Raw genomic sequence first — 25,288 nt, forward strand, 5'->3', positions numbered from 1 at the left:
TTGTTAGAAATGACTATCAATAATTTTACATAATCTTTAAAATTTCCCCAGTATCATTGAAGTGAAAAGGCAATGATTACATCATGATTCAAGATGATCCTATGATAAAATTTATGAATTACGAGCAACAATTTAATGGGGACTATTGGAAGTATGAAAATATCTGGTAATAGCTGTAGTTAAATCATTATTTATAATTAAAAACAAGGAGCCTATTCCGAAATAAATTGATCAAAATAGGCTCTTTTAATATACTTTGTTTTACAAAAAGATTGATAATTTCACATGACGGATCTTTATATTATGAATTGTTTGAATTTATGTAATATTAATACTCATAGTAACAAACTTGAAGTTTATTACTATCCAAATCAAAAAAATTTTTACATCATCCTTCTGATCTTCACTACAATTTACCCCCTGTTTTTTCAAATCCTTGTATGTTTCAATAATGTTTTTAGTGAAAAAGATGGCCAATACTTGTACGAACTTGGATAATTCCTTCTACAATCGTTAGAGGCACAGCACTATCCGCAATACTTAATACATGATAGCTGGCACCTCTGTAAACCTCCTTAAAACTAAATTTTTCTTGATACCACGAGCTTGAATTTTAAGTTCAATTCGGTCTATTAAACTCATAGGATGTATATCACCCCGAACTTAAGAATTTTTATCATAATTTACAATTATTTATTACTATTTGAAAATCCTTCGAAACCTGGTTGAATTGCTATAAAAATGGTAAACTTTTTGAAAGTACGGGAAATGTATAAGGAATACATCTCTAGAAATTGTTCATAAAAAAAGGGAAATTTAAAGGACGACTAAAAAATCATATAGGAATGTATTATGCAGTAAAGCTATACAAAGAAGGAAATATGACTGTCATTCAAATTTGTGCATTTACAAATGTGTCTAGGGATGCATTGTATAGGACATTATCCTAAGTAAAAATGTAGTCTTTTTTTCTTTTTATATAGCTACTCATTATTTCATCCTGACATGGTTTTAACGTATATAAGTAATACGGTAGGAAGAAGGAAATCTAATGACAAAATTTATGTACATATTTTGCTTAATTGTATGGGGTCTAAATTTTATTGCGGTTAAAATCCAAGGGACTCCCGTTAGTTTAGAATTATCTCTAACGTATCGTTTAGCTGTCACAGCTATTTTATTTTTTATTTTGGTTTTGTTTGTACGCCCCGTAGGGAAACCAACAAACAAAGATTTCCCATTCGTAATGATCTTTGGTATATGTAATTTTGCTTTAAGTTACTTGTGTCTGTATTACGGAACCATTATGAGCTCCGCAGCCATCGTCACTTTAATTTTTTCACTTAAAGTAATATTGACACCGATTGCTCTTCGGATTTTTCTAAAAGAAAAATTACATTCACGTATTTTAATTGGAGGTACTCTAGGCGTCTTAGGTGTCTGTATTCTCATATACCCCACTTTGAACAACTTTCATGGTTTTGACGACATTAAAGGTATACTGATTGCATTTTTAGGAACGCTACTTACAGCTGTAGGTGACGCCAGCTCTGCAAGGAATGCAAAGCAAAAGGTAGACCCGATTTATGCAAATGCAATTGGGTTTACAGTTGGAAGTGTACTGATGGGATCTATTGTATGGATTCAAGGAGAAGAGATTGTACTTCCAACTTCAATTTCTTACTTATCGGCATTGCTCTACTTAACTTTAGTTGCTTCTTTTGCTGCATGGCTATTTTATTTAAAGCTGGTAGAGCAAGTTGGGGCATCTCAGAGTGGGTATATGGTGGCTCTTTTTCCAGCAATTGGGGGGATAGCTTCTATAATAATAGGTGAATCAGAACCAACATTTTATTTGTTTGCAGGTTGTATATCCAGTTGTATAGGGGCAGCAATCGCATTAGGGTTTGGGCGTAGAAAGCAAGGCGGGAAAGTACCTATAAGTAGTTAAAAAAATTATTTGTTTTGAATGGGGTACCGTTTGGAAAATGCGGATTACTTGACGTGTCACTTTTTGGTGTCCTATAATCAATAAGACACTAAAAGGTGTCTTATTAGGTCGTTATGAAGTTTAATCGTTGACATTACAGGAAATAATAATGAAAAGGTAGGGGTGATTTTGAAGGAAAAAAGTCAAGTGAGGGATGTTTATGACGCTGTTGCCGATCCAACAAGGCGAAAATTGCTTCGAATGTTGTCAGATGTCGAAGAATTACCCCTACATGAGATAACGGTTCATTTTCAAATGGGCCGTACAGCAGTTTCTAAGCATTTGACTATCCTTAAAGATGCTGATCTTGTAATTGCTCGAAGGGTTGGTAGAGAAACGAGGTATCGCTTGAATGCCAATCCGTTGAAAGAAATACAAGATTGGGTATCTTTTTACACAGGATTCTGGAAAGAGAGAATTATCAAATTAAATCTTATATTGGAGGAACAAAAAATGAAACCAGATGTATCATTAGATTTTCAATTTACAAATTCAATCGAGCAGGTGTGGAACGCTTTAACAGATTCGGATACACTAGCGAAATGGATATGGAAAAATGACTTTAAACCGATTGTAGGACATAAATTTCAATTCAGAGCTGAGCCAAATGAGTGGTGGGATGGAATTGTAGACTGCGAAGTGCTCGAAGTAGACGAGCCTCATACATTATCTTACACGTGGTTAAGTGCCGGAGAAAGCACTACTATTACATGGACTTTGAAAAAAGGTTCAGATGGAACTATCCATCTACATCTAGATCAAACTGGATTTAGTGAAGAAACAAAAGCACGCCAAGGAGCTATAGAGGGAGCTAAATATGCTTGGATAAATATGGGTGCTCAGCTTGGAAAAGTGTTAGCCGAACTATAAAAATGATATCTTCATTATCTATAATGCCTTCAGGACCAACATTTTGAGTAGGTACTTAAATATATCAATCAAATAGAAACGAAGCAATAATATTAACCATTTATACTAATAAAACAATTTTTAACAGGGTGCAATTCCGTAGCTAGAATTGTGCTCTTTCTTATTATAAGAGATATTTCTGAAGCAAGAAAGAAGCACTATTACATTTGTAATGGCTTATTTGGATGGTTGTAGAAGTTCATATAATATAACTGAGGCTTAAGTAAATACTTTGTGGGGTTACGTAAAAAAGACCACTAATTGCTGGATTTAAGCAAAAAATTTTTTTCATTAGTATGAGTTTGTCGATTTTAAAAAAACACAACAAAATCAAATGAAGTTTTATAATTATGGCAATATTAATTTTAGAGAATCGAGAGGGCATCACTATGAAAATCAATCAATTAATTGCGAATAATATTAACAAATTAGATGCCGTACTACCAGTAGATAAATCGTTAGGAATTGCTGGTTTATCTGGATCTGGTAAAACTACTTTTTGTCAAACAATTGGTGAAGAATCCAAGAAGCGTCTCGTTTCTTTATTGCCAAAAGCTGAATATCAGTATTTATTTCCAACAATTATGGAAACAAATTTCAGTGCCATCAAGATGGAAGAAATGCCTTTAGTCCTTTTCCTTGGAAAATCATCAATCTCTTCTAATCCACGTTCTACAATTGGCACACATACAGGCGTATTCAAAGATATTCGTGTTACTCTTGCTGAAAAATTTGATTTGTCTCCAGAAGTTTTTTCATTTAATAATGAGTTAGGTTGGTGTCCAAGTTGTAAAGGTCGCGGAACTACTAAAAATGTCGAATGTCCTAAGTGTAAGGGAAAGCGCTATAATCAAGAAGTTGAGCAATATATGATTGAATTATTAGATAAACCACATAATATTTCCGATATCAACGACTTAAGCATTGAATCTATTATTTCACTTGCAGAAGTTTTAAATATTAGTGAAGGTAAACAACATATTCTCAAAAATATGATCAATATGAATATTGGTTACTTAACATTAAATCGCATTATGGGCACATTGTCAGGGGGAGAATTAACACGCCTGTACTTGGCAGAATTCATGGCATCAAGTGAAAATACCGTTATTATAATTGATGAAATCTCTGTGGGCCTTGATCACCAAACACTATTGAAAATTTTAGAACAGATTAAACAATTGGGCTATAAAAATCAAATTTGGCTCATTGATCATTCTGATACGGTGCTTGACACAACGAATGAGCAATTGTTCTTTGGTCCAGGTAGCGGTAAATACGGCGGGAAAATTGTTGAAGAATCACCACGTCCAAAACCAATCATTTGGGAACGAAATGAGGCATTGCCAACAGGCTACTATCAATTCAAAGAGCTTTACTGTCGTAATATTCAAATGGCAGAAATTCAAATTCCACAAAACAGACTTGTAACGTTTACGGGTGAATCAGGATGTGGTAAATCGACACTTGTAAATGAGTGCATGGCCCAAGACTTTCTAAAGCGATATCCAAAAGATAAAATTGTTATGGTTGGGCAAGAACGAAACCAATCGATTACGAGTCGGTCAACAGTTGCGACGTTTCTTGATATTAAAAGGAAACTTACAAAATATAGTGAAGATATTGAGGATATTTTTCAACGTTCGATTGAAGATATTATTGATGAACTCCCAGAAGGAGAAATCGCTCATAAACGCTTGAGTTTATTGATCAAACTTGGTCTAGGTTATTTGACGTTGGAAAGAAAAACTCAGTCCTTATCGACTGGTGAATTTCAATGTGTCCATTTAGTTTCGGAGCTGTTTGCCAACTCTAGAAACCCACATACTCTTTTTATTTTTGACGAGCCTTCAAAAGGTTTATCACAAAATATTTTAAATCAATTCATCGATAGTCTCAGAAGCATTTTGCAAGATGAATCTGTCTCGATAATAATGATTGAACATAATGCGTATATGCTAGAAAACTCTGATTTTATCGTTGATTTTGGTAAAAGACAGCTTGCACCTGTGGAGCATCTGGATGTTGTCTGTCACGAAGACTATTATTGTCAAAAAAACAGTGAAGATCGAATTGCGCCATTACAAATTTCTTCAACACTCAATCAACAAAATGACGTTAACTACTTAAAAGAAAATCATATCTCCTATTTTAAAAATGCAGAAAACGTCTATAAGGGTGGCATCTTAAAAAGCTTATCATCAATGGCACGTTTGATTTATGGTGAATACGAATCTGAAACAATTGCACCCGTCATCGCTATTGATTTAGAGCGGCATTTGTATAGTCAATATAGTTTTCTCTATGAAATGGGCGGATTGATCAACCATATTGTGGCAGCTCATCCGACCAATAAAAATACGAATAGCTTCGATTTCTATAATCAAGAAAACCATTGTCCATCCTGCTCGGGACGCCAAGTGGTTGAGAAATTTGATATTGATATTGTTATTCAGGACAAAACCGTACCATTTTGGGATGGCCTATTCCATCCAGACGTGATGAAGGTTTTAAAATTTTATCAATATCCAAAATTGCAATTCCTCTTTGATGAAATTAAGAATGAGCTCGGTCAGGATATAAGTAAAAGTTATAATGACATGACTGAAGCTGAAAAACATACCTTTTTATATGGGTATTGGGAAAAATCATTCTATGATAAAGCTGGCAAGGCGTCGAGGACTTGGGAAGGCTTTAATTTCATCATTGGACGCTATATAGTTGTATCGAAATCGATTATTAAAGAGCAAATTAAAGCATCCAAAGAGATGATTACCTGTCCAATCTGTCAAGGAACTGTGCTAAACCATCATAAAAAGCTAAAATTTGGCGGCACGGATATTCGTGAGATTATTCAGCAGCCTATTGATCGAGTGATGAAAACAGTAGGTAAGTTACAAATACTAGAAAAACTAAAGGCTATCGTCGGCGATAATATGACTTTGACTGAAGATGTCTCTCTATTACCTAGGGAAACACAGGTCGCCCTGAAAATGTTTGAACTGGAGCAGGGAAGCTTTGCCCATTATGAAATGGTTTTACAAAATGTCCTACCATTCTGGGACAGTATTAGCGGCAATATCGAATCCATCAGCATGAATAATCGGATCACCATCTGTGATTTTGACAATATTACCGAAACGAGAGAAACGATCATTGATAAGTATTTCATCAATGGAAAATACAAAAAGCTTACCTATGTCTATGAAGCATTTGGTTACAAAAAAATTGTCACACAAATTAATAAGATTAAAAAAAGTCATCAATGTCCTTTCTGTAAAGGGAAGAAAGTAATTTCAGAAGATGGACTCCATGATGGAGTATATAAATTATCGGTACCATGTGTTAGTTGTTATGAAAGTGGTATTAATGATGAAGGGCGTAAGGAAATCATCGATGGCATAGACGTACAAACATGGTTAACTGGCAAAGTGAGTGATGTTGTTGCTGATAGCTTAAAACTTGAGGCTGTTGCACATATTCCAATTTTCAATCGTATTCGTGAGTTGAATAAACGAGAGATGATGGCGATATACCAATTCCTTGAGCAAAATAATTAAAATAGACATTAGAACAAGCGCTTTTTTAATACAGAGCTAGATGTCAGTCAGTAATGAATATTCATAAATGAAGGAACGGAAAAGTCCATTTTCTCTATTTTAATTTGCAGAGAAGTTGGGCTTTTAAATTTGAAAATTCCTTAACGTTGTAAATCCGCATTATTTTCCTGACGGTACTTTGAAATGAGATTGTGAAGCTATACGCTTATAATAAAGTACGATTAACTACCATGGGCCATGTGCATGATATCCCATGAAATATAAGCGGAAATTAGTAGACTTTCATTGTTTATAACATTACAAAGCTGCATAGAATTCTTATAAAGACGCTCATTATTTTCAACTGTTAATTTACTATAATTATGTAAATGTGGCTTTAGCTCTAATACATGTTAGAAAATCCATAGCGCCACAGCTAGCGCAGGGACAATAAAAAACACCCACTTAGAACCCCATCCATCAGGCTCTCCCAATGTATTATAATGAATCGGTACTTGCACCGGCAGAATAGACCATTGTGTAATGCCATAGATAATTGCTCCAACAAATGCCACGATTGCAAGAAAATCCAATGCCTTTAGCAGTGCAGATCGGGGAATATGTAGTTTTGGGTTGATTTAACATATGATAACTTCCTTATTCTGTATACGGGCAATAGAGAGAAAGGTTTCGATTGAATTAATTTGGATCTTTTAGGGTGTGGATGTTTAGCTAAAATACAATCGAGTAAATTAATGCATCTATATTGGAATCTCAACGAAAGACCCGTAGTCCATCATGGATACGGGTCTTAAATAATTGTAGAACTTATTTATGAAATGGACTATTTCAATTTTACAAGTGTAAAGCCATAATCAGGGTTGATACTTTGGATAAGGCCGACAATCGGTGAATAAAAGTTAGTTGTTTTACCTTTTTTAATAGCAATAACATTATCAAACGTACCGGCATTAGTGTAAATAGTAGCTTTCGTATTCACAACTTTATAACCTCTTCCGAATTCCTGTTTATTCTTAACTGGATATTTTACTGTTAAATGTAATGTAAATTCTTCACCAATTCCTGTATATAGACCTCTACTCGTTTCAAATTCAAAGTATCCCCAAGGCGTTGGGTCTTGAGTGAAAACCCAAGTATTGATGATGCCGTAATTTTTCTTAACGAAATTGGTTGTAATCGTATCTCGGTGATCATAGCTGCTAGGTGTTAGATCTTTATACGTATATTTTTTTGATGTATTCATTGTGTAGCTTGTGTACTTTTTATTTGGCTGTGGTTTTGCTTTTTCTAAATACTTTGTTTGGATATAGCCACGCAAGTTTGTCGTGTAAAGCTCCGTCCATTGTCCCTTTTTCTTTCCTGTAATCATAACAGCATCACCATTTTGTACTTTTGTATAGCTAAATGAAGATGACTTTGCCTCGGATTTAATCGCAATGGCTTTACTACCAGATACTTTTATATAACGAAGAGATGAAATGGGCGCTTTTTTAGAAGCGGCCTCAGTTATCATAAATGTAGGTGAAAAGATAGTAAGCGCAATAATAAATGATAACAAATACTTGAATAATTTCTTCATGAAAATCCTCCTTTATTACACTATATTACCTTTTTTTAAATATAAAGTAACCTATTTTATTTTCACCTTAATCACATACTATAAATAGTCCAAGCTATTAAAAATCAGGATTATTCCAACAATACACATTATCCACGAAAGAGCCGCCCCTGAACTATTTGATATTTTTAACTGGAGTTTCTCAAGCGACTTTTGTATCCAACTACCAAACAGGAGATAAAAAAGAAACAGCACAAGACCCCTATCGTTGCAGGGCTTAACATATCTAATAGAGCCATTCCTCCTATTACGAGAAGTAGTTCTGTATTTATCATACTCCCTCCTTATTTCGGTTAAGTATTATCCTTTTCAGCCATAAAAACGGCATATGCCTGGTCCATAAACTCAAGTACATCTTGATCAATTGGATATAATCCCAGTTTCTCTGATTGGTTTGGCGACATCCTAAGTTCCCATAACTTATCCAGAACTTCATCCTCGCCTTCAAATTCCTCTAAGCGTTTTTCCTCCATTCTTCTAATGATATTCTGGACTTTAGGTGTTGTTGGACCATCCTTCATATAAAGCTTTAACTGACCTATTAAAGCAATCCATTCAAGTGAGCCAGGGCGGTCACTTGTCATATTAGGTAGCTTTTCCCATAGTTCTATTTCTCTGTCTTTAAATACAGATTCGCGATAATACTGCTGTATTTCTTTATCTTTACTGGATAATTGCATGATCTTCTGAATCGCCATCCAATTTTCTTCTCCTTCGATAGCTATCCCATGTATAAGCTCACGTAGGGCTAACTCTATCTTCTTCAAGTTTTCTTGTTCCTTTAGCACGAAAGTTAATTGATTTTTTAAACTATTTGACCAATCCCACTCATTGGAAGCGAGCATATTTTTAATCTCTTGTAATGTAAATCCAATCTTTTTTAAGAATTGAATTTCTTGTAGTTTTTTTATTTCTTCATTTGTATATAAACGATGGCCGCCCTCTGTTTGTGAGGCTGGTTTTAATAAGCCAATTTTATCGTAGTAACGCAATGTTCTCACTGTAACACTAGTAATTGCTCCAACCTTGTTAATATGTATCAACTGATGAACCTACCTTTCTTTTTTGTTTACTGTCCAAAAAACAACCCCTTATTCATTCTAACTTATCACCTAGTTTTACCACTCCTTCATTCGTTCTTCTTTACGAAAAAGTTTTGAAGTACATATCCTACACCTAAGCCAATTAGTACACCAGGAAATGCATTATCAAGCAACAGTCCAATACCAGCACCGATAAGGACACATCCATAAATGATTATATCTCCCTGTTTCATCTGAAAACCTCCTGATTTTTCAATTTCTTTCCCTCGAGAACGATAATAAAGTATTCACTAATCAGTATATAAAATGACGATACGTAAGCTTCAAGCTTTTTTATCAATGAATTTATCTAGCACTTTCGATTCTACTGGTGTCTAATGAGAAAACTGTGGGGAAAAAATAAGAGAATTCATGATGTTCATGTGGGGATTCTTGACGTACTATTTAGTGCATGTACAAAATGAAGGAAGTACAAAATCAATGAGAGTATTAATTATCAAATTTAATTATTAAGCCATACAAAAGCAGAAAATCGTTAGTAACTCTACTAACATAATACCGCGCCATTGGTGTACCAGAGGCAAATTGTGATAATAGAAGCAGTCCATTTTGGTAAGTGTATTGAGAAGAATGTTGAAGAGTTTTTATTAGAAGCAGAGAAACGACAGTCAACTTAATATGAGTTATTAGTAAAAGTCATTGTAAGATATTTGAAAGTGTTCATATAAAGGTGTAATAACAATTGGCTATTTTATTAAAGATGGTTACCACTACAAGTAAAAAAAGAGAGGACTTCGCAAGGAAATCCTCTTTCTGCTTCTTTTCTATAGTTAAAGCACCCGATTGTTGGAGAATAATATTTAAAACTTTTCTAAGATAGATTTAACAAAATCAGTTTTTTTATCTGCATATTTGTGTTTATCATTTTTATTTATTTTTGATAATTTTAATTTAAGCCGTTCATATTCAACTCGTGTTTCATCATTACTTCTTAAATAATCTCTAAATTTCAACTGTTCGATTAAATACTTATTTCCACTTTGGTACATATGAATTTGATGAGTTCGGGGTTCACCTTTACTAAAATAATGCCTTTCAGGTAAAATATTTGTTCCTTTGTAAGAGTACCCAAGGCTATCTAAAAGCGAGGCACAGCATTCACCATCGCTAAATTCTTTAACCTCAACTGCGATATCTATAATCGGTTTGGCACTTAAATACTTTATCGCTGTACTTCCAATGTGATGAACATCAACAATATACTTACTAATTTTCTTTTGTATCTTCTCTTTCTCTAATAAAAATTCTTTATCCCAATTTTGTGACCAAGGAGTTAAAAAAACTTCACCTTTAGGTAACCCTAGCATTTTTTCACCCCAATCAATTGTTTTGCCTATATAATCTACTTTAAACTAATGTTAATAATTGTCAATAACAACCTTTCAAATCACTTGCCTCTATTAGCTTTAAAAATTTCATAATGATTTAAATAAATCCTCTTTCATAGCAAAAAAATTTTCACATGCTTACTCATTATAGTATTTATTTCCATTTTAATTAAGGCAAATAATGGGCAATATACATATATAACGGCAATACTAGTATATACGAATTTAGAGCTTTCAAATCTCGGATACAAAAATATTTGGATAGTAAGAGAAACTTCATTATTTATCCATAGGAAATAGCTATTGTGAACCTAAGTAGTTATGAGGTTAACACATTACCAGTGTGAAAAAATATACACATTTCTATTATCGACTAATGCCAAATTTGTGTATGTGACTCATACATGTAGCAGGGAAGGAGACAATAATGGTAAAGAAAATATCAATTTTAATTTTGGCTTTATCCTCTTTCACATTTGCTGGTTGTGTGAATGAAAAAACAGCAAAACAAGAGATCATTTCAGATGAATCATTTGATGTAGAAAATGTTGATTTTTATAAAGGTAAGGCGATGGAGAGTAATCAAGTAATTGTTGAAACAGCGGACATGATGTATAGAGAGAATTCTACAATTTTCACTTTTCAAAAAGGTGAAAGTAATGTTACAAAATTAAAAAAGACCAAAACAAAAGCAGAGTATGACAAGATTAAAATTAAATACGTATTAGAAATTGGAAAAAAAGATTTAAAAGAAATAAGCACGCGTTATAGTGAAGTAATTAAAAATACGTTACCTATAGAAGAGTAAAGGGAGCATTTTGCTTCTGGTTTAAGCAGTATTCATTGAGGGAGCTCCTAAACCAAACGAAATAGAAAACTATAAAAGCAACATTTATCTTATAGATAAAGCCGATACTTTCTTTAGCATCGGCTACATTTAGTAACTTTATTTAGTTTTAAATTGTAGATAAACCAGTTATTAAATTGTTAGTTTACCTTCAAAAATGGTTACTGCTTTACCTGATAGTAAAACATCATTATCCAATACACTGACTTTTAAAATGCCATTTCTATCTGAAGCTTGATAAGCTATTAAATCAGCCTTATCTAATTTGTTCATCCAATATGGCCCCAAACAACAATGGGATGAACCATTTACATAATCCTCATTTATCCCTTGGGCTGGGGAAAAGAAACGGGATATAAAATCAAATTCTTCAGTATTAGATTTACTAGTAACGATGACACCTCTAACTGGTAGTTGTGCAATTAAATTAATATTGGGCTTTAGATTTCTTACAATTTCTTCTGATTCTACTTCAACTAAATAGTCGAGTTTACTTTTACCAATATAAACAGGTTTAACATCTAAAGCTTTGAGTAACAAATCTGGAGCCGTCACTTTCCTTTCATGAATAGTAGGGAACTTTAATTGAACCCACCCATCTCTTAAATGCGCTTTAAGAACCCCACTTTTTGTTTGAAAGATGATACTCTGCTTTGGATCAACAATTCCTTTTTTCCATAAGAAATAAGAACTTGCAAGTGTTCCATGACCGCAAATTGGTATCTCAGTGGAAGGTGTGAACCAACGCAAATGATATTTATTATTTGAAAAATGAATAAAAGCTGTAGTCGGTAGATTAATCTCTTTTGCCACTTTCTGCATCCAGATACTTTCTTTTTCTTCACATAAATAACAAACAGCTGCTGGATTCCCACTAAACTCTTGGTCTGTAAAAGTATTAATAACTGATAGTTTCACGATTTTCACCTTCATTCCATTTGATTTGTTTTTTCATAATCGATGAATTCGAAATTTTAAATCAATGATTATCAATTCATTATACACTGATTCGTCTTATTACAAATCAAGCACATTCTAATATTAATAATGAGCTCACTCTAACAATTAAGTTAAAACATAAAATGTGTATTTTTTAATACTATTTAGTACCAGGTGCTATAAATAAGTGTTAATATAAAAAGGATAAATATTTTGGAGGTTTTTTATGTTTAATTCAAAAGCGCGTATAACAGCAATCGGTTCGTATGTGCCAGAGCGAACATTAACTAATACAGAATTAGAAGAACTTGTTGAAACAAATGATGAATGGATAGTTCAACGTACTGGAATAAAAGAACGAAGAATGGCGCGAGAAGATGAGTTTACAAGTGATTTAGCATATCAGGCTGTTCTAAATTTAATGGAGCGATACGATAAATCTGTCGATGATGTAGATTTGATTATTGTTTGTACAATGACGCCAGATTTTAAAACACCAAGTGTAGCTTCTACACTACAAGCAAAACTAGGTATTAAGAATACAGGTGCTTTTGATCTAAACACTGCTTGTTCAGGCTTTACGTACGGATTATATGTAGCAAATGGGATGATCACATCAGGTTTAAATAAGAAAATCCTTGTCGTCGGATCTGAGACTTTATCTAGAATTACGGATTATACAGATAGAGCAACTTGTATCCTTTTTGGAGATGGTGCTGGAGCAGTACTCTTAGAATATGATGAACATCAACCAAGTTTCATTTCTTCTCATATTGGTTCACAAGGTGAAGGTGGCAAAAGCTTATATTGTTCAAATTTATCGAACAAGATGAATGGTGAAGAAATTGTGGATAATGGTAAGTTTGTTCAGAATGGTAGAGCGGTCTATAAATGGGCTGTTACAACTGTTCCAAAAGGGATGAAAACGGTTATGCAAAACGCGTCATTGGAATTAAAAGATGTAGATTGGTTTATCCCTCATAGTGCAAATTTAAGAATGATTGAGTCAATATGCGAAAAAAGTGGTTTTTCAATTGAACAAACATTATATAGCCTAGTAGATTACGGTAATACATCAGCTGCAACAATACCATTGTCATTAGATCAGGGCGTACGTGAAGGCAAAGTGAAGTACGGAGATAAGGTATTATTATACGGCTTCGGCGGCGGCTTGGCACACGCAGGATTACTTATCAATTGGACGGTTGAATAAGTAAGTTTTCAGTTAAATATTTATTAAATGCAAAGCGGATGATAGGGAAGTTTTAGATAAATAATTATTATATTTAATATGGAAATAGAAAGATGAGTGGCTCTGGTCACTCATCTTTTATTTTATGATGAGAAAATGTTGATGTTTTCTATTGAAAATTTATCAATGACAATGCATAAGTTGTGCTTTATTTAGATAAATTTAAACATAGCATTCATTTTATTAAATTCTTAAACCCGTGCATTATTAGAAGTGTAAAGAGGTGATATAAAATTATGATTAAGAAAACGATTATTCTTCTTTTTTTGCTAATTATCATCCTGTTATTACCAACATTATCAATAAAACCAACTATTAATTTTGATAATACCTACTATGCACAAAAAATTTCTGAAGCACTTGATACGAAGATAGAAAGCGGTGAGCTAATCCAATCTCTGAAAAACAAAAATGGGAAGACTTTTTTTTATTCGGATTCACAACTCAAAACAATTAGTATCTTTTACTTTGAAGATGGAGTACTTCATTATAACGGAAGTATGAATTATGAAGTTTGGAAGTGGAAGGACCACGAGGGTGACCCAATAGAGTGGATATATCATGAATTAGAAAATGGTGAGAGTATCATATGGGGGATATCACTTTCAGATGAATCTATAAAAATAAACAAGAAAGTAAGAATTCAAGATTTTATTCAAATAGATAATGGAGTAAACCTCTTTTTTACTAAAAATACTCAAGCACTTAAATTACCTATCGAGGTAAAAATAGAAAACCATCAAACCGAATAATGAGAAGGCGTTTATACATTCATAGATAAATGGATAAACGCCTGTTTAGCTTGTTAATCGTTTTACTGAAATATGTACTTAAAGAGTAAGCATTGTATTCTCTCACTAATTGTATTGAGTTTCTTTAATCCGTTGTACCAAGTAAATGCAGAAAAAAACTAAATCCATAAAGAAGAATTGCAATTGTCGCTATTATATACATTATTATTTCGTAGAAAGTAAGCTATCTTTCCCACCTAGTCTTCTTCAGTTGTCTGAGTAAGCGATTGTTGTTAGGAACAATAATAATTACTATTAGTCCATTCATAAGTAATTCGTACCCCTTTTCTCCTCAATATGATTTACTTTATACGTTTGATGAAATTGAAAGTAGTTCTTATTATGACCAGACTTTTAGTTATTTGAATATTTCTTCAGATTAGCTAGAATTTATATAATTCTATTAGATGTACTATTCTCCTCCTATGTATTTAATAGATATTCACTCAAATACTTTTATATACAATTTAATACGTTAAAAAAACAGAATAATATTTCACTTGTAAAAATATTCTAACTATACTACCATAATATTTGAGTTCAAATTTAATAATTATGCCACTGGGTGCCTTTGTGTAAGCAAAGGGTAACAGGGAATCGGGTGTAAATCCCGAGTGGTCGCGCCACTGTAACCAAGGAGTTCTCTTTCATGATGTCACTTGATTGTATCAATCAGGGAAGACGAAAGAAAATGATGATATGGAAAGCCAGGAGACCTACCTAGTGTGTTCCACCAAATTACCTTCGCTGAGAGGAGCGGTGTTCGAGAGATTAAAAGACTAATTTATTGTACTTTTGCTATGTCTTAAAACGATACTCGTAGCCCTGTTCTTTGTCACAAGATAGGGCTTTTTTGTATTTTCTTTGGAGGAGGATTTTTTTATTGAAACAAGTATTGCCAGTTCACTCGTTGAAAAAAGGAAATAAAGATAATATTACGGACGAGCAGTTGAATGAGAGAAAAGCAAAGCGTCGCTTTCTATTGTTGTTGCTTCTGCTCTTTTGTGCCCTTGTATTATCTGTTACATTTGCCCTGACTCTAGGACCAGTTAAGATGTCACCTATAACTGTTTGGAAAATCGCTCTATCTCACCTTCCTATTTTCGGTGATTACATAGATATAAAATGGACCCAAGCACAAGAAAGAATTATTTGGGACATTCGTTTACCTCGAGTCTTACTTGGTGCTATTGTAGGCGCTGGATTATCTGTAGTTGGTGTAGTTATTCAAGCTTTAGTACGGAATCCACTTGCGGATCCTTATATTCTTGGCATATCTTCTGGTTCATCAGTTGCGGCAACGCTCGTTATCTTATTTGGGGCGCTACCAGTTTTTGGTCAATATGCGCTATCTTTAGGTGCATTTACTGGTGCTATTATCGCAATGGTAGCCGTTTATTTATTAGCTCAAGTAGGCGGGAGAATTGAAACGACTAGACTCTTACTAGCAGGTGTGGCTATTTCGATGATTATGTCGGCTGTAACGAATTTCATTGTTACGCTCGCTCCAAAAGAATCAGGAATTCGAGGTGCAATGTTTTGGATGATGGGTAGTTTAGCTGGAGCCAAATGGGAGTACATAATGATTCCAACAGTTGTCGTGTTTGTTGGTACAATTTATCTGCTGTTCAATGCCCGCTCATTAAATATTTTATTAATGGGAGAAGAAGCAGCTGCAACACTTGGTGTGAATATTGACTCTTTTCGAAAAATACTAATAATTGTGTCGTCACTTCTTACTGGGACTGTTGTAGCTGTAAGTGGTTCTATAGGATTTATTGGATTGGTTGTTCCCCATTTTGTACGTTTACTCATTGGAACAGATCATAAACGAGTATTACCATTCAGTGTTTTAATAGGAATGATTCTTGTCATTTGGTCTGATGTATGTGCTCGAATGTTACTTGCTCCTCAAGAGCTTCCGATAGGAGTTGTCACTGCATTATGCGGTGGGCCATTCTTTATCTGGCTTTTACGTCGAAGCTCATATTCGTTTGGAGGTAGAACTAAATGAGATTAACTTTAAAGGATGTTGCTTATTCAATACAAGATACAACGATAATCGAGGATATTTCCATTCAAATTAAAGCGAAGCAATTTGTAGGGCTTATTGGACCGAATGGCAGTGGGAAATCAACTCTCTTAAAAACAGCTTGTCGAATATTAAAACCCGATTCCGGATTAGTTCATTTAGATGAACAAAATTTATACGAACTTTCACCAAAACAAACAGCGAAAGAAATATCAGTTGTTAGTCAAGAAACTTCTTTGACCTTCGATTTTAGCGTACAAGAAATGGTTTGGATGGGGCGTCATCCTCATAAGCGGCTCTTTCAGACTGATACGCAAGAAGACCGTATGATTGTCGAAGCCTCTTTAAGACGTGTTGGAATGAATAGATTGAAAGAAAGAAGTTTCATGAGCTTATCAGGAGGAGAGAAGCAGCGAGTTCTTATTGCAAGGGCTCTTGCTCAAGAAGCAAACATGATTGTTTTGGATGAGCCAACCAATCATTTAGACATACATCACCAACTTCAATTGTTGGACCTCGTTAAAAAACTGGATGTTACCATATTAGCCGCCATACACGATTTAAACTTAGCAGCTATGTTTTGTGATTATTTATATGTTATCCAAAATGGAAAGGTTGTCAGTTCAGGAACTCCTGAAACCGTATTAACGACTGTGCTAATTCGAGAAGTGTTTGGTGTTGAAACAGAAATAATGATTCATCCTATCACACATAAAACACATATCATTTTTTTAACCCATATTTAAAAACACATAGATTTGAGGAGAATAATATGACTAGGTATAGAAAATTATGGATCATTTTTAGTTTACTAGTAATAATAATGTTGTCTGCGTGTAGTAATTCGGAGAAACCTTCTAAGAGGGAAGATATCAAACAGAAGAATGTAAGTGAAAGTAAGGAATTAGTTATCACGAATATGGATCATAACTTTACCTATACAGAAGCCCCAAAACGTGCGGTTACGCTTAATCAGCATGCAACTGAAATTATGCTTGCTTTAGGATTACAAGATTCAATGGTAGGCACAGCTTATTTAGACGACGAAATTCTACCAGAGTTTAAGAAAGCTTATGAGAACATTCCAGTGCTTGCGAAGGAATACCCATCCAAAGAAGTGTTCTTTGGAGTAGAGCCTGACTTTGCTTATGCAGGCTGGAGAAGTGCATTTACAGAACAATCATTAGGAACTGTTGAAGAGTTACAAAAAATAGGTGTTAATATATATATCCAAGAATCATCTAGTATGTCGACTACGCCCACACTTGAAGATATGTATAAAGATATTGAAAACATTGGGCGTATTTTTCATGTAGAAAACAGAGCAACCGAACTCATTAACCAAATAAAACAAGATATTGAAGAAACAATTGCGAAAGTTGGGCAAGTTGAAGAGCCTTTAAATGTATTAGTATATGATAGTGGAGAAGAAGTTCCTATGGCAGCAGCAAAAGATAACTATCTAGTTAACTTAGTTACAATGGCTGGTGGTAACAATATTTTTAATGATACTAAAGGTGGATGGCCTGAAGTAAGCTGGGAAGAAATAGTTAATCGTAATCCTGAAGCTATTATCATCATCGATTATGGTGATATTACAGTAGAACAAAAGAAAAAGTTCTTACTAAATAAAAAAGAATTAGCAGATTTACCTGCTATTAAAAACAAGAAATTCATTGTGCTTCCGCTTTCAGCAGGAGCAGAAGGTATTCGTGCGCCGCTTGCCTTAAAAACAGTTGCTGAAGGGTTATATCCCGAAAAATTTGAGAAATAGATTTGTAAATAATAGTATTCGATTTAAAAATAAGCCCTTGTATAGAGATTATAAAGTGATTTATATACTCTCAAAAATAGATTTTTAAAGACTGACATAAAATTGTCAGTCTTTTTCGTTAGTATATACTGTAAAAAGTGTGCTTATATAGGATAATTATTCATGTTGTTCTTTGTGCGGCGTATGTCGGACTATTGGCAGCAAATATTCAAATAATTTGGAGGGGTTAAATAGCAATGCAATCATTAATTGAAACTAGTAGTACCGCTTTGTATATCTCATTTCTAACATATTTAATAGCGATTATACCTTTAGGTTTATCGGTTAAGTCAAATAAAACGATATTTTCTATTATTGGTTTATCCATGACATGGATCGGCTTTATTTTACAAGTTACATATTTTGTTTTGAGATGGTATGCAATTGGACACGCTCCAGTTGGGAATATGTATGAGTTTATGACTTTCTTTGGTATTATGCTAGTCGCAGCATTTTTGATTATGTACTATATTTATCACCAAAGCGTCATTGGTCTTTTTGCATTACCCATTTCTTTATTGATTCTTGGTTATGCTAATGCATTTTCGAAGGAAGTAACGCCATTGATTCCAGCACTTCAAAGTAAATGGCTAACAATCCATGTCATTACCGTTGCATTCTCAAGTGCAGTATTATCGATTTCTTTTGTGACTAGTGTAATCTATTTATTAAAAGTTATTAATACTGAGGAAAGAAGTAAAAGAACGTTCTATTTAGAAATGGTTATGTATTTCTTAGTAGTCGTTTGCGGATTTATCGCCACTACAACTGCATTTAATATAGCAGGATACGAAAAGAATATTCAATTCACAAATCAAGATGAGAAACTGGAAGTATATGAATACAAGATGCCAGCTATTACTGTGCCAAAAAAATCGGTAGTAGTTGAAATGACTGAGGATAAGAAGATTACCCAGACGGCAGGGGAGAATGGTTTTCTCGAAGTGTCTAGTTTTTTAAATGCGATGAAATTAAATACGCTCATTTGGTCGTTCCTAGTGGGAAGTCTGATTTATCTACTCATTCGATTAATCACAAGACGTAGGATTATTTCATTGTTAAAGCCGCTAACGAATCGAGTCAATGCCCCAACAATGGACGAAATATCTTATAGATCAATTGTCATTGGCTTCCCGTTATTTACATTAGGCGGACTTGTTTTTGCGATGATTTGGGCACAAATGGCGTGGAGCCGATTCTGGGGATGGGACCCAAAAGAAGTATGGGCTCTAATCACATTCTTATTTTACGCAGCATTCCTACACTTACGTTTAAGTAAGGGCTGGGAAGGAGAAAAAACAGCTTGGTTATCCATTATTGGCTTTGGTACGATTATTTTCAACCAAGTATTTGTCAATCTAGTCATTGCCGGACTGCATTCGTATGCATAAATAAAAAAAGAATTTTTAATAACTATCCCGAATTTTTTACATTAATCTACGTATAGATACTAATGGTGAGGTGCTTTTGCAATTAGGTGCTTATCCGAAAATGTTAAGGTGTACTTCTAACATTTTATTAACAACTAAGTAATGGTTCGATTGAAGCCCTTTGTTGTTTATTAAGATTAGGTAAATTTAATACTTAGCTATAATTTTTTATATACTCCAAATAGTAAAATATGTTAGTATTATAGATGGTTATTTTTCATAATTTTACAATTAGAGGTGATTTTTGGGTGGAAGTTTTTACGAAGTGGGCATTTAAGAACAAGGCTGCCGTTTCATTAGTAACGATTTTTATTTTATTGGTAGGGGTAGTTAGTTATTTTAAACTACCGATGGAATTTTTACCTTCTGCAGATAATCCACAAGTTACGATTATCACAATGGGACAGGGCACTGATTCAAAAACAATGGAAAAGGATGTTACAGATCCGATTGAAAGAGCTGTTACAGGATTAAAAGGAAAGAAATCTGTGAGTTCTGTAACTGGGGATGGCTTCTCAAAGATAGATTTATTCTTTGAATCGGGATCTGATATGAAACAAGCAAAAGTTGATGTTCAAGAAGCATTAGGTAATGTAGCGTTACCTAAAAATATAGCAAAGCCGACTGTTATACAGCTTAATACCTCAATGATTCCTATCTCATCTATAGCCGTGACTTTTAAGGACAGATTAACAGCTGAAAATCTGGACTTTGCTAAGAAAGAATTAGAGCCTCAATATAAAGATATTAAAGGCGTTTCGAGTGTGCAGACATTTGGAATTTCAGAATCTATTCTTTCAGTTAAAGTAGATAATGACAAATTGGCTCAAAAGCAAGTTTCTATTCAAGATGTAATGAGCGTTCTTAATGGTCAAAATACAGCATTGACTGTCGGTGAAAAGGTAGTTGATGGAAAGACAAGTAATATTAAGGTTATCGGAGATTTAACAAGTATTAAAAAGCTAAAAGCGTTAAAGGTCACTCCATCTGTCACGCTTGGAGAGATAGCAAAAGTTGACGTAGCAAAGAATGACAATTTCATTAGTCGTTTTAATGGAAAAGAAAGTCTTCAAATAAATATTACTAAAGATAGCCAATCAAATGCTGTAACAATTAGTAAAGAAGTCGAAAAAATAACAAAAGAAATTAATGAAAAGTATCCTGATCAGAAGTCAACTATCTATTTATCTACAGCTGACATGGTGCAAACTTCTGTTCAGACAATGGTCAAAGAAGTGTTACTTGGTGCACTGTTTGCTACCATTGTGATTATGGTCTTTTTACGAAATGTACGGTCTACATTTATTACAATCGTCTCTATACCTTTATCTCTCGGATTCACTTTATTTATGTTGTCATTGTCGGGAGTGACGTTAAATATTTTGACACTAGGCGGTGTCGCTGTAGCGATTGGTCGATTAGTAGATGATAGTATTGTTGTTATCGAGAATATTTTCCGTAAAATGCAACAAGAGAAGTTTTCAGTTCAATTGGTGCTAGATGCAACAAAAGAAGTAGGGGTAGCGATAACAGCTTCAACTCTTACTACTGTAGCCGTTTTCTTACCGGTCGCATTATTAAACGGTGGGCTTCAAGAATTTTTACTACCATTTGCTTTAACTGTAACTTATTCATTACTAGCTTCTTTAATTGTCGCATTAACTGTTGTGCCGTTAATGAGTGCAAAATTATTGGGAAATGCAAAGTTACAAAAACATACACCAGCGAAGCGTTTTACAAAAATTGCTACTTGGTCATTAAATCATAAATGGATTGTCATGATTGTTACCTTGCTGCTGTTTGTTGGTTCAATTGGAACATATTTTGCGATGCCAAAAGGTGCGATTGATAATTCTACAGCTGATTATGTGTCAGTAACGTTAACTTATCCAAATGATGAACCCTTTGATAAAGTAAAGCAAAAAGCAATTGAACTTGAAAAAACGGTTCAAGATATGAGTGAAGTTGATACTATATTCATGCAACTTGGAAACTCTGCAGAAGGTGCTCAATATGGGGTCGTTGGATCACCTACAGAAGCGACTTTCGGTATTTTATTGAAAGATAAAAAAAGCATAGATACAGTGTTAGAAAAAATCGAAAAGCAAAAAGAAAATTATCCTAATGGGAAACTTGTGGCTAGCGCTTCTTCTCTAATGATGGGATCTGCAAAGACGAACATTACGATAGATGTGACTGGCAACAATATAAATGATATAGAAGTAACTGCTAATAAGATTAAAGAAAACATTCAAGATATACAAGGTGTTGAGAAAGTTACAACAAATCAAGACGAAAAGAAAACTATTTACACTTTCAAGGTAGATCCAGCTAAAGGGAACACAGAACAAATAGGCCAACAGCTAGGTGTTATGCTTAATAAAACTCCAATCGGTAATATTACGTTAGATGAAAAGCTGACACCTGTTATTCTTGAACCAATCTTAGATCCTAAAAACAAAAAAGATTTAAAGAATATTCCTGTTATGACGGAGGGTGGCTTAGTTTCAGTGGCAGAAGTTGCTTCTCTAAACAGCGAAGAAACTTCAACAAACCAATATCATAAAGATGGAAAAACGTATCTTGAAGTAACAGCAACGGTAGATCCAGCAAAACTTTCTGAAATTGCGAGCAAGGTAAATCTTGAGATATTTGGAGACAAGAAGAACAAAGGCCTTGATATTCCAAAAGATGTAAAGGTTTTTGTTGGAGGAGCTAGTGCTCAGCAGGCAGATGACTTTACTGATTTGTTCCTTACGATGTTAATATCAATAGGTATTGTCTTCTTGATAATGGTTATAACGTTTAAATCAATTAAAGCGCCATTCGCGATTTTATTTTCATTGCCGTTTGCTGCTATTGGAGCGGTGCTAGGATTAGTTATTAGTAGAATTCCAGTGGATGTTACGGCTTTATTGGGTGCGCTTATGTTAATTGGAATTGTGGTAACAAATGCGATTGTGCTTCTAGATCGAGTCAAACAAAACGAACAAAAAATGATTATTCGTGATGCAGTTGTGGAAGCGACAGCTACAAGATTCCGTCCAATAATAATGACTGCTGTAGCAACTATTTTTGCAATGTTACCTCTTTTATATAAAAAAGCGGAAACAGGAAGCCTAGTTTCACAAAGCTTAGCAATTGTTGTTATTGGTGGGCTGGCTGTTTCTACATTGCTCACTCTTATCGTCATACCATGTATATATGAATTACTGTATTTTAAAAAATCAAAAAAACAGAGAGAGAAAAAGAACGTCTCTGATAGTGAAACCATCGATATTTAAATGAAATGACTAAAAAGTTTGTAGAGAAAGTAGCTCTTTCTTTACAAACTTTTTTTAACTAAAAATATAGGGAATATTCATTATTCTAATAAATCGCCATTCAAAAATATCTGCTATTTCAACTACAGGAGAAAGGAGCTTGACCATGGATAAAAATAAACTGATCTCACTATTCCACAAAGAACTTCGACAAGAGGCACAAATTCAAGGTTATATAAGAGAGGAAACAGAGCATGTAGTGCGTCACATTTCACAGTTTGGTGAAAAAGGGTTTATTGTCACATCTAATGTAAATGAAGAGAATTCAAGGGAAATCATTAAGGAAGAGATAAATTATTTTAGTAACCTTGGGCAGGGTTTTGAGTGGAAGGTGTATAGCTACGATAAGCCTAATAGTTTAAAAGATATTCTTGTACAAGAAGGATTTACAATAGATGAACCTGAAGCTCTCATGGTTATGAAGCTAGATGACCAGCACCCCTTGCTGAATAATGACCAGCACTTAGATATAAATGAAATAACGGATGAACCAGGCATTCAAGACATTATTGATTTAGAAGATGCCAACTGGAATGTTTCGCATGCTGAGTTGGGAGAAAGACTTTGGAGGGATAAACAGAATAATCCTGAATCCCTTTATCTTTATGGGATATATGAAAATGGTCAGCTTGTAAGTGCAGCTTGGATGTACTTAGAGACCAATTCCTCCTTTGCAAGCTTATGGGGAGGTTCAACGCTACCTATGTACCGAGGAAAAGGTTATTATAGTAGACTTCTAGCAGTTCGTGCAAAAAAGGCATATGAAAAAGGGCATCCTTATCTTACAGTTGACGCCAGTCCAATGAGTAGGCCTATCCTAGAAAAGTATGGTTTTCTTTGTCTTGCGTACTCTAATGGCTGCCAGTCACCTGCTATCAACTAAGTTGCCCAATTATATGCGTTTTTGGGATGTGTATCATGACTTATTTACTTTCGATAGTTTTATAGGCTTTAGCTTTATAATGAGAATTTAGCACCCCAGTGCGTTGGGCGAGAAGTAAGAGTGGAAGCTTCGTGTTTTCATCGCCTTTTGCAGCATTAACTTGAACTTGAGTGAGAAAGATACTACCAGTTAGATTTGCTCCTCTTAAATCGGTGTCACGAAAATCTGCTCCAATAAGATCTGCCACTCGTAAGTCTGCATTTCGTAGATCAGCACCAATAAGGTACGCACCTCTTAAATTGGCTCCTCTTAGATCAGCACCTTTAAGCTTAGCACCCATAAGGTCTGCTCCTCGATGGTCAATTGTTTTGCTTTTTTTAGAATTTGAATGCTTATGAAGTGCTTTAGTTCTAACAAGCTCACTTGTTTTTAAAAGTAAAGCGTTTACTACTGATCGATGTAAAGGAATATCTAGTTCCTTGAGTTCATCTGTACTAAGTTTACTAAGCCGTTGCGTCTCATCAAGCACGGAGAGAAGTTCTCTATGAATCGGCCTAGCGTCTTTCAAGGAAAGAGCTTCGTTCAAATACCAGAGCATCTCATGAAGTTGATGCATAGTTGGGAAGAGAGCGAACATTTTCTTAGCTATCTCTGGACTTTCACGCCAGTCTACTCCTCTAAATGTAGATTGGGAAATCTTTTGCCCTGCACCAAAGCAGTCGAAAACAGTACAACCTTTAAATCCTTCCTGTCTAAGGCTATTATGGATACTACATCGGAAGTCGGCTCGCAAATTTTGGCATGGCTTACTTCCTGCTTTATCAATTGCAAAATCTGCCGAAGCAGCAAAGGGGAGTGCAACCAGCACAAACCAAAGCAGTTCTCACAATCCGCACGTAGATTGCTGTAACCTCTATTGTGAATTATATTTGAATGACCACTATTATCTAGCAATTTGTATACTTCCTTTAATTTTGTATTTTAATAAATTGATATATATAGTTCGTGAAAATATTTTTATAGTTCTAATTTCCCCATAATATCATTTGATTGTTTTATTAGTCAAATTTTGCCGGTATTTAAAAAAACACTTAGAAATAATATTGTATTGCTTACAGGATGTGAGATCAGAAATAAAAACGCTTGAAGAATTCTATGACAAAGATTTAAATTATTTGTATCTGAGATTAAAATTGTCGATGGTAATATAGGAGAAAAAGCTGTATGTGCTGAAAAAAATGATACAGAGGTTTATAAAAAACATCAAAGGCATAAAATTCATAAAGGATGAAAATTAAGAAAAAAAGGATGGTTTAAACTATTCAATTACATTGGTACAAGATGGCAAAGATACATTTCAGTTTGGATTAACTTATGTAAAAGGAAATTATTATTTTAGTGAGACGAATATTTGTGTAAAGATTTCTTAATAATACAAAAATATAATGGATAAATTTGTTATAATTACTA

18 protein-coding genes, 4 pseudogenes and 1 riboswitch are annotated in these 25,288 nt (G+C 34.1%); of the genes and pseudogenes, 14 read left to right on the forward strand and 8 right to left on the reverse strand.

Annotation, left to right across the window (positions count from 1 at the left end):
* Nucleotides 1-803: 803 nt before the first annotated feature.
* The 5 genes and pseudogenes from ACQKMD_RS07495 to ACQKMD_RS07515 all read left to right on the forward strand — a co-directional run.
* A pseudogene (locus ACQKMD_RS07495) lies at nt 804-950 on the forward strand (helix-turn-helix domain-containing protein); the annotation flags it as partial.
* 101 nt (nt 951-1,051) lie between these two features.
* Nucleotides 1,052-1,951 carry a DMT family transporter gene (locus ACQKMD_RS07500; protein WP_427750813.1) on the forward strand — a complete coding sequence of 300 codons (900 nt, stop codon included), beginning with the start codon at nt 1,052-1,054 and terminating at the stop codon, nt 1,949-1,951.
* A 240-nt stretch (nt 1,952-2,191) separates the two neighbouring features.
* Nucleotides 2,192-2,305: pseudogene (locus ACQKMD_RS07505) on the forward strand (ArsR family transcriptional regulator); the annotation flags it as partial.
* 138 nt (nt 2,306-2,443) lie between these two features.
* The gene (locus ACQKMD_RS07510; RefSeq protein ID WP_427750946.1) at nt 2,444-2,860 is read left to right on the forward strand and encodes an SRPBCC family protein; all 417 of its coding nucleotides are present in this window, start codon (nt 2,444-2,446) and stop codon (nt 2,858-2,860) included.
* Nucleotides 2,861-3,288: 428 nt separating this feature from the next.
* Nucleotides 3,289-6,459, forward strand: a complete 3,171-nt coding sequence (locus ACQKMD_RS07515; protein WP_427750815.1) for an ATP-binding cassette domain-containing protein — start codon at nt 3,289-3,291, stop codon at nt 6,457-6,459.
* Nucleotides 6,460-6,851: 392 nt separating this feature from the next.
* Here ACQKMD_RS07515 and ACQKMD_RS07520 read toward each other — a convergent pair whose 3' ends face one another.
* The 6 genes and pseudogenes from ACQKMD_RS07520 to ACQKMD_RS07545 all read right to left on the reverse strand — a co-directional run bounded on the left by ACQKMD_RS07520 (nt 6,852) and on the right by ACQKMD_RS07545 (nt 10,487).
* Nucleotides 6,852-7,031: a DUF1648 domain-containing protein gene (locus tag ACQKMD_RS07520; RefSeq protein WP_427750817.1), complete on the reverse strand. Its 180-nt coding sequence runs from the start codon at nt 7,029-7,031 to the stop codon at nt 6,852-6,854.
* A gap of 251 nt (nt 7,032-7,282) precedes the next feature.
* Nucleotides 7,283-8,038, reverse strand: a complete 756-nt coding sequence (locus tag ACQKMD_RS07525) for an SH3 domain-containing protein (protein WP_427750819.1) — start codon at nt 8,036-8,038, stop codon at nt 7,283-7,285.
* A 78-nt stretch (nt 8,039-8,116) separates the two neighbouring features.
* Nucleotides 8,117-8,275, reverse strand: a pseudogene (locus ACQKMD_RS07530) (GAP family protein); the annotation flags it as partial.
* Nucleotides 8,276-8,370: 95 nt separating this feature from the next.
* Nucleotides 8,371-9,120 (reverse strand): MerR family transcriptional regulator, encoded by a 750-nt coding sequence (locus ACQKMD_RS07535; protein WP_427750821.1) that lies wholly within the window; start codon nt 9,118-9,120, stop codon nt 8,371-8,373.
* Between the two features lie 86 nt (nt 9,121-9,206).
* Nucleotides 9,207-9,353, reverse strand: a complete 147-nt coding sequence (locus tag ACQKMD_RS07540) for a hypothetical protein (RefSeq protein ID WP_427750823.1) — start codon at nt 9,351-9,353, stop codon at nt 9,207-9,209.
* Between the two features lie 627 nt (nt 9,354-9,980).
* Entirely contained in the window at nt 9,981-10,487 is a 507-nt protein-coding gene (locus ACQKMD_RS07545) for a GrpB family protein (protein ID WP_427750824.1), read from the reverse strand.
* Between the two features lie 448 nt (nt 10,488-10,935).
* Here ACQKMD_RS07545 and ACQKMD_RS07550 point away from each other — a divergent pair, with 448 nt between their 5' ends.
* On the forward strand, nt 10,936-11,316 hold the full coding sequence (locus tag ACQKMD_RS07550) for a hypothetical protein (RefSeq protein WP_427750826.1): 381 nt from the start codon (nt 10,936-10,938) through the stop codon (nt 11,314-11,316).
* Nucleotides 11,317-11,487: 171 nt separating this feature from the next.
* On the opposite strand, the gene ACQKMD_RS07555 is transcribed toward ACQKMD_RS07550, so the two are convergent.
* On the reverse strand, nt 11,488-12,273 hold the full coding sequence (locus ACQKMD_RS07555; RefSeq protein ID WP_427750828.1) for a PhzF family phenazine biosynthesis protein: 786 nt from the start codon (nt 12,271-12,273) through the stop codon (nt 11,488-11,490).
* Between the two features lie 247 nt (nt 12,274-12,520).
* Between ACQKMD_RS07555 and ACQKMD_RS07560 the strand changes: the two genes are divergently transcribed.
* The 8 genes from ACQKMD_RS07560 (at nt 12,521) to ACQKMD_RS07595 (ending at nt 23,818) form a co-directional block, all read left to right on the forward strand.
* The gene (locus tag ACQKMD_RS07560; RefSeq protein WP_427750830.1) at nt 12,521-13,507 is read left to right on the forward strand and encodes a ketoacyl-ACP synthase III; all 987 of its coding nucleotides are present in this window, start codon (nt 12,521-12,523) and stop codon (nt 13,505-13,507) included.
* A 275-nt stretch (nt 13,508-13,782) separates the two neighbouring features.
* A complete protein-coding gene (locus ACQKMD_RS07565) occupies nt 13,783-14,298 on the forward strand; it encodes a hypothetical protein (RefSeq protein WP_427750832.1) in 516 nt (171 codons plus the stop codon).
* A gap of 585 nt (nt 14,299-14,883) precedes the next feature.
* Nucleotides 14,884-15,075: riboswitch (cobalamin riboswitch) on the forward strand.
* A 196-nt stretch (nt 15,076-15,271) separates the two neighbouring features.
* Nucleotides 15,272-16,351 (forward strand): FecCD family ABC transporter permease, encoded by a 1,080-nt coding sequence (locus tag ACQKMD_RS07570; RefSeq protein ID WP_427750948.1) that lies wholly within the window; start codon nt 15,272-15,274, stop codon nt 16,349-16,351.
* A complete protein-coding gene (locus ACQKMD_RS07575) occupies nt 16,348-17,115 on the forward strand; it encodes an ABC transporter ATP-binding protein (protein WP_427750834.1) in 768 nt (255 codons plus the stop codon). The genes ACQKMD_RS07570 and ACQKMD_RS07575 overlap by 4 nt, the downstream gene beginning before the upstream one ends.
* A 26-nt stretch (nt 17,116-17,141) precedes the next feature.
* Nucleotides 17,142-18,143 (forward strand): ABC transporter substrate-binding protein, encoded by a 1,002-nt coding sequence (locus ACQKMD_RS07580; RefSeq protein ID WP_427750836.1) that lies wholly within the window; start codon nt 17,142-17,144, stop codon nt 18,141-18,143.
* A gap of 236 nt (nt 18,144-18,379) precedes the next feature.
* Nucleotides 18,380-19,573, forward strand: a complete 1,194-nt coding sequence (ccsB, locus tag ACQKMD_RS07585; RefSeq protein ID WP_427750838.1) for a c-type cytochrome biogenesis protein CcsB — start codon at nt 18,380-18,382, stop codon at nt 19,571-19,573.
* Nucleotides 19,574-19,860: 287 nt separating this feature from the next.
* Entirely contained in the window at nt 19,861-22,896 is a 3,036-nt protein-coding gene (locus tag ACQKMD_RS07590) for an efflux RND transporter permease subunit (protein WP_427750839.1), read from the forward strand.
* A 145-nt stretch (nt 22,897-23,041) separates the two neighbouring features.
* Nucleotides 23,042-23,818 carry a GNAT family N-acetyltransferase gene (locus ACQKMD_RS07595; RefSeq protein ID WP_427750950.1) on the forward strand — a complete coding sequence of 259 codons (777 nt, stop codon included), beginning with the start codon at nt 23,042-23,044 and terminating at the stop codon, nt 23,816-23,818.
* Between the two features lie 74 nt (nt 23,819-23,892).
* Here ACQKMD_RS07595 and ACQKMD_RS07600 read toward each other — a convergent pair.
* A pseudogene (locus ACQKMD_RS07600) lies at nt 23,893-24,772 on the reverse strand (pentapeptide repeat-containing protein).
* Between the last annotated feature and the right edge of the window lie 516 nt (nt 24,773-25,288).

The sequence above is a fragment of the Viridibacillus sp. NPDC096237 genome (genome assembly GCF_050278625.1).
Lineage (GTDB): Bacteria > Bacillota > Bacilli > Bacillales_A > Planococcaceae > Viridibacillus.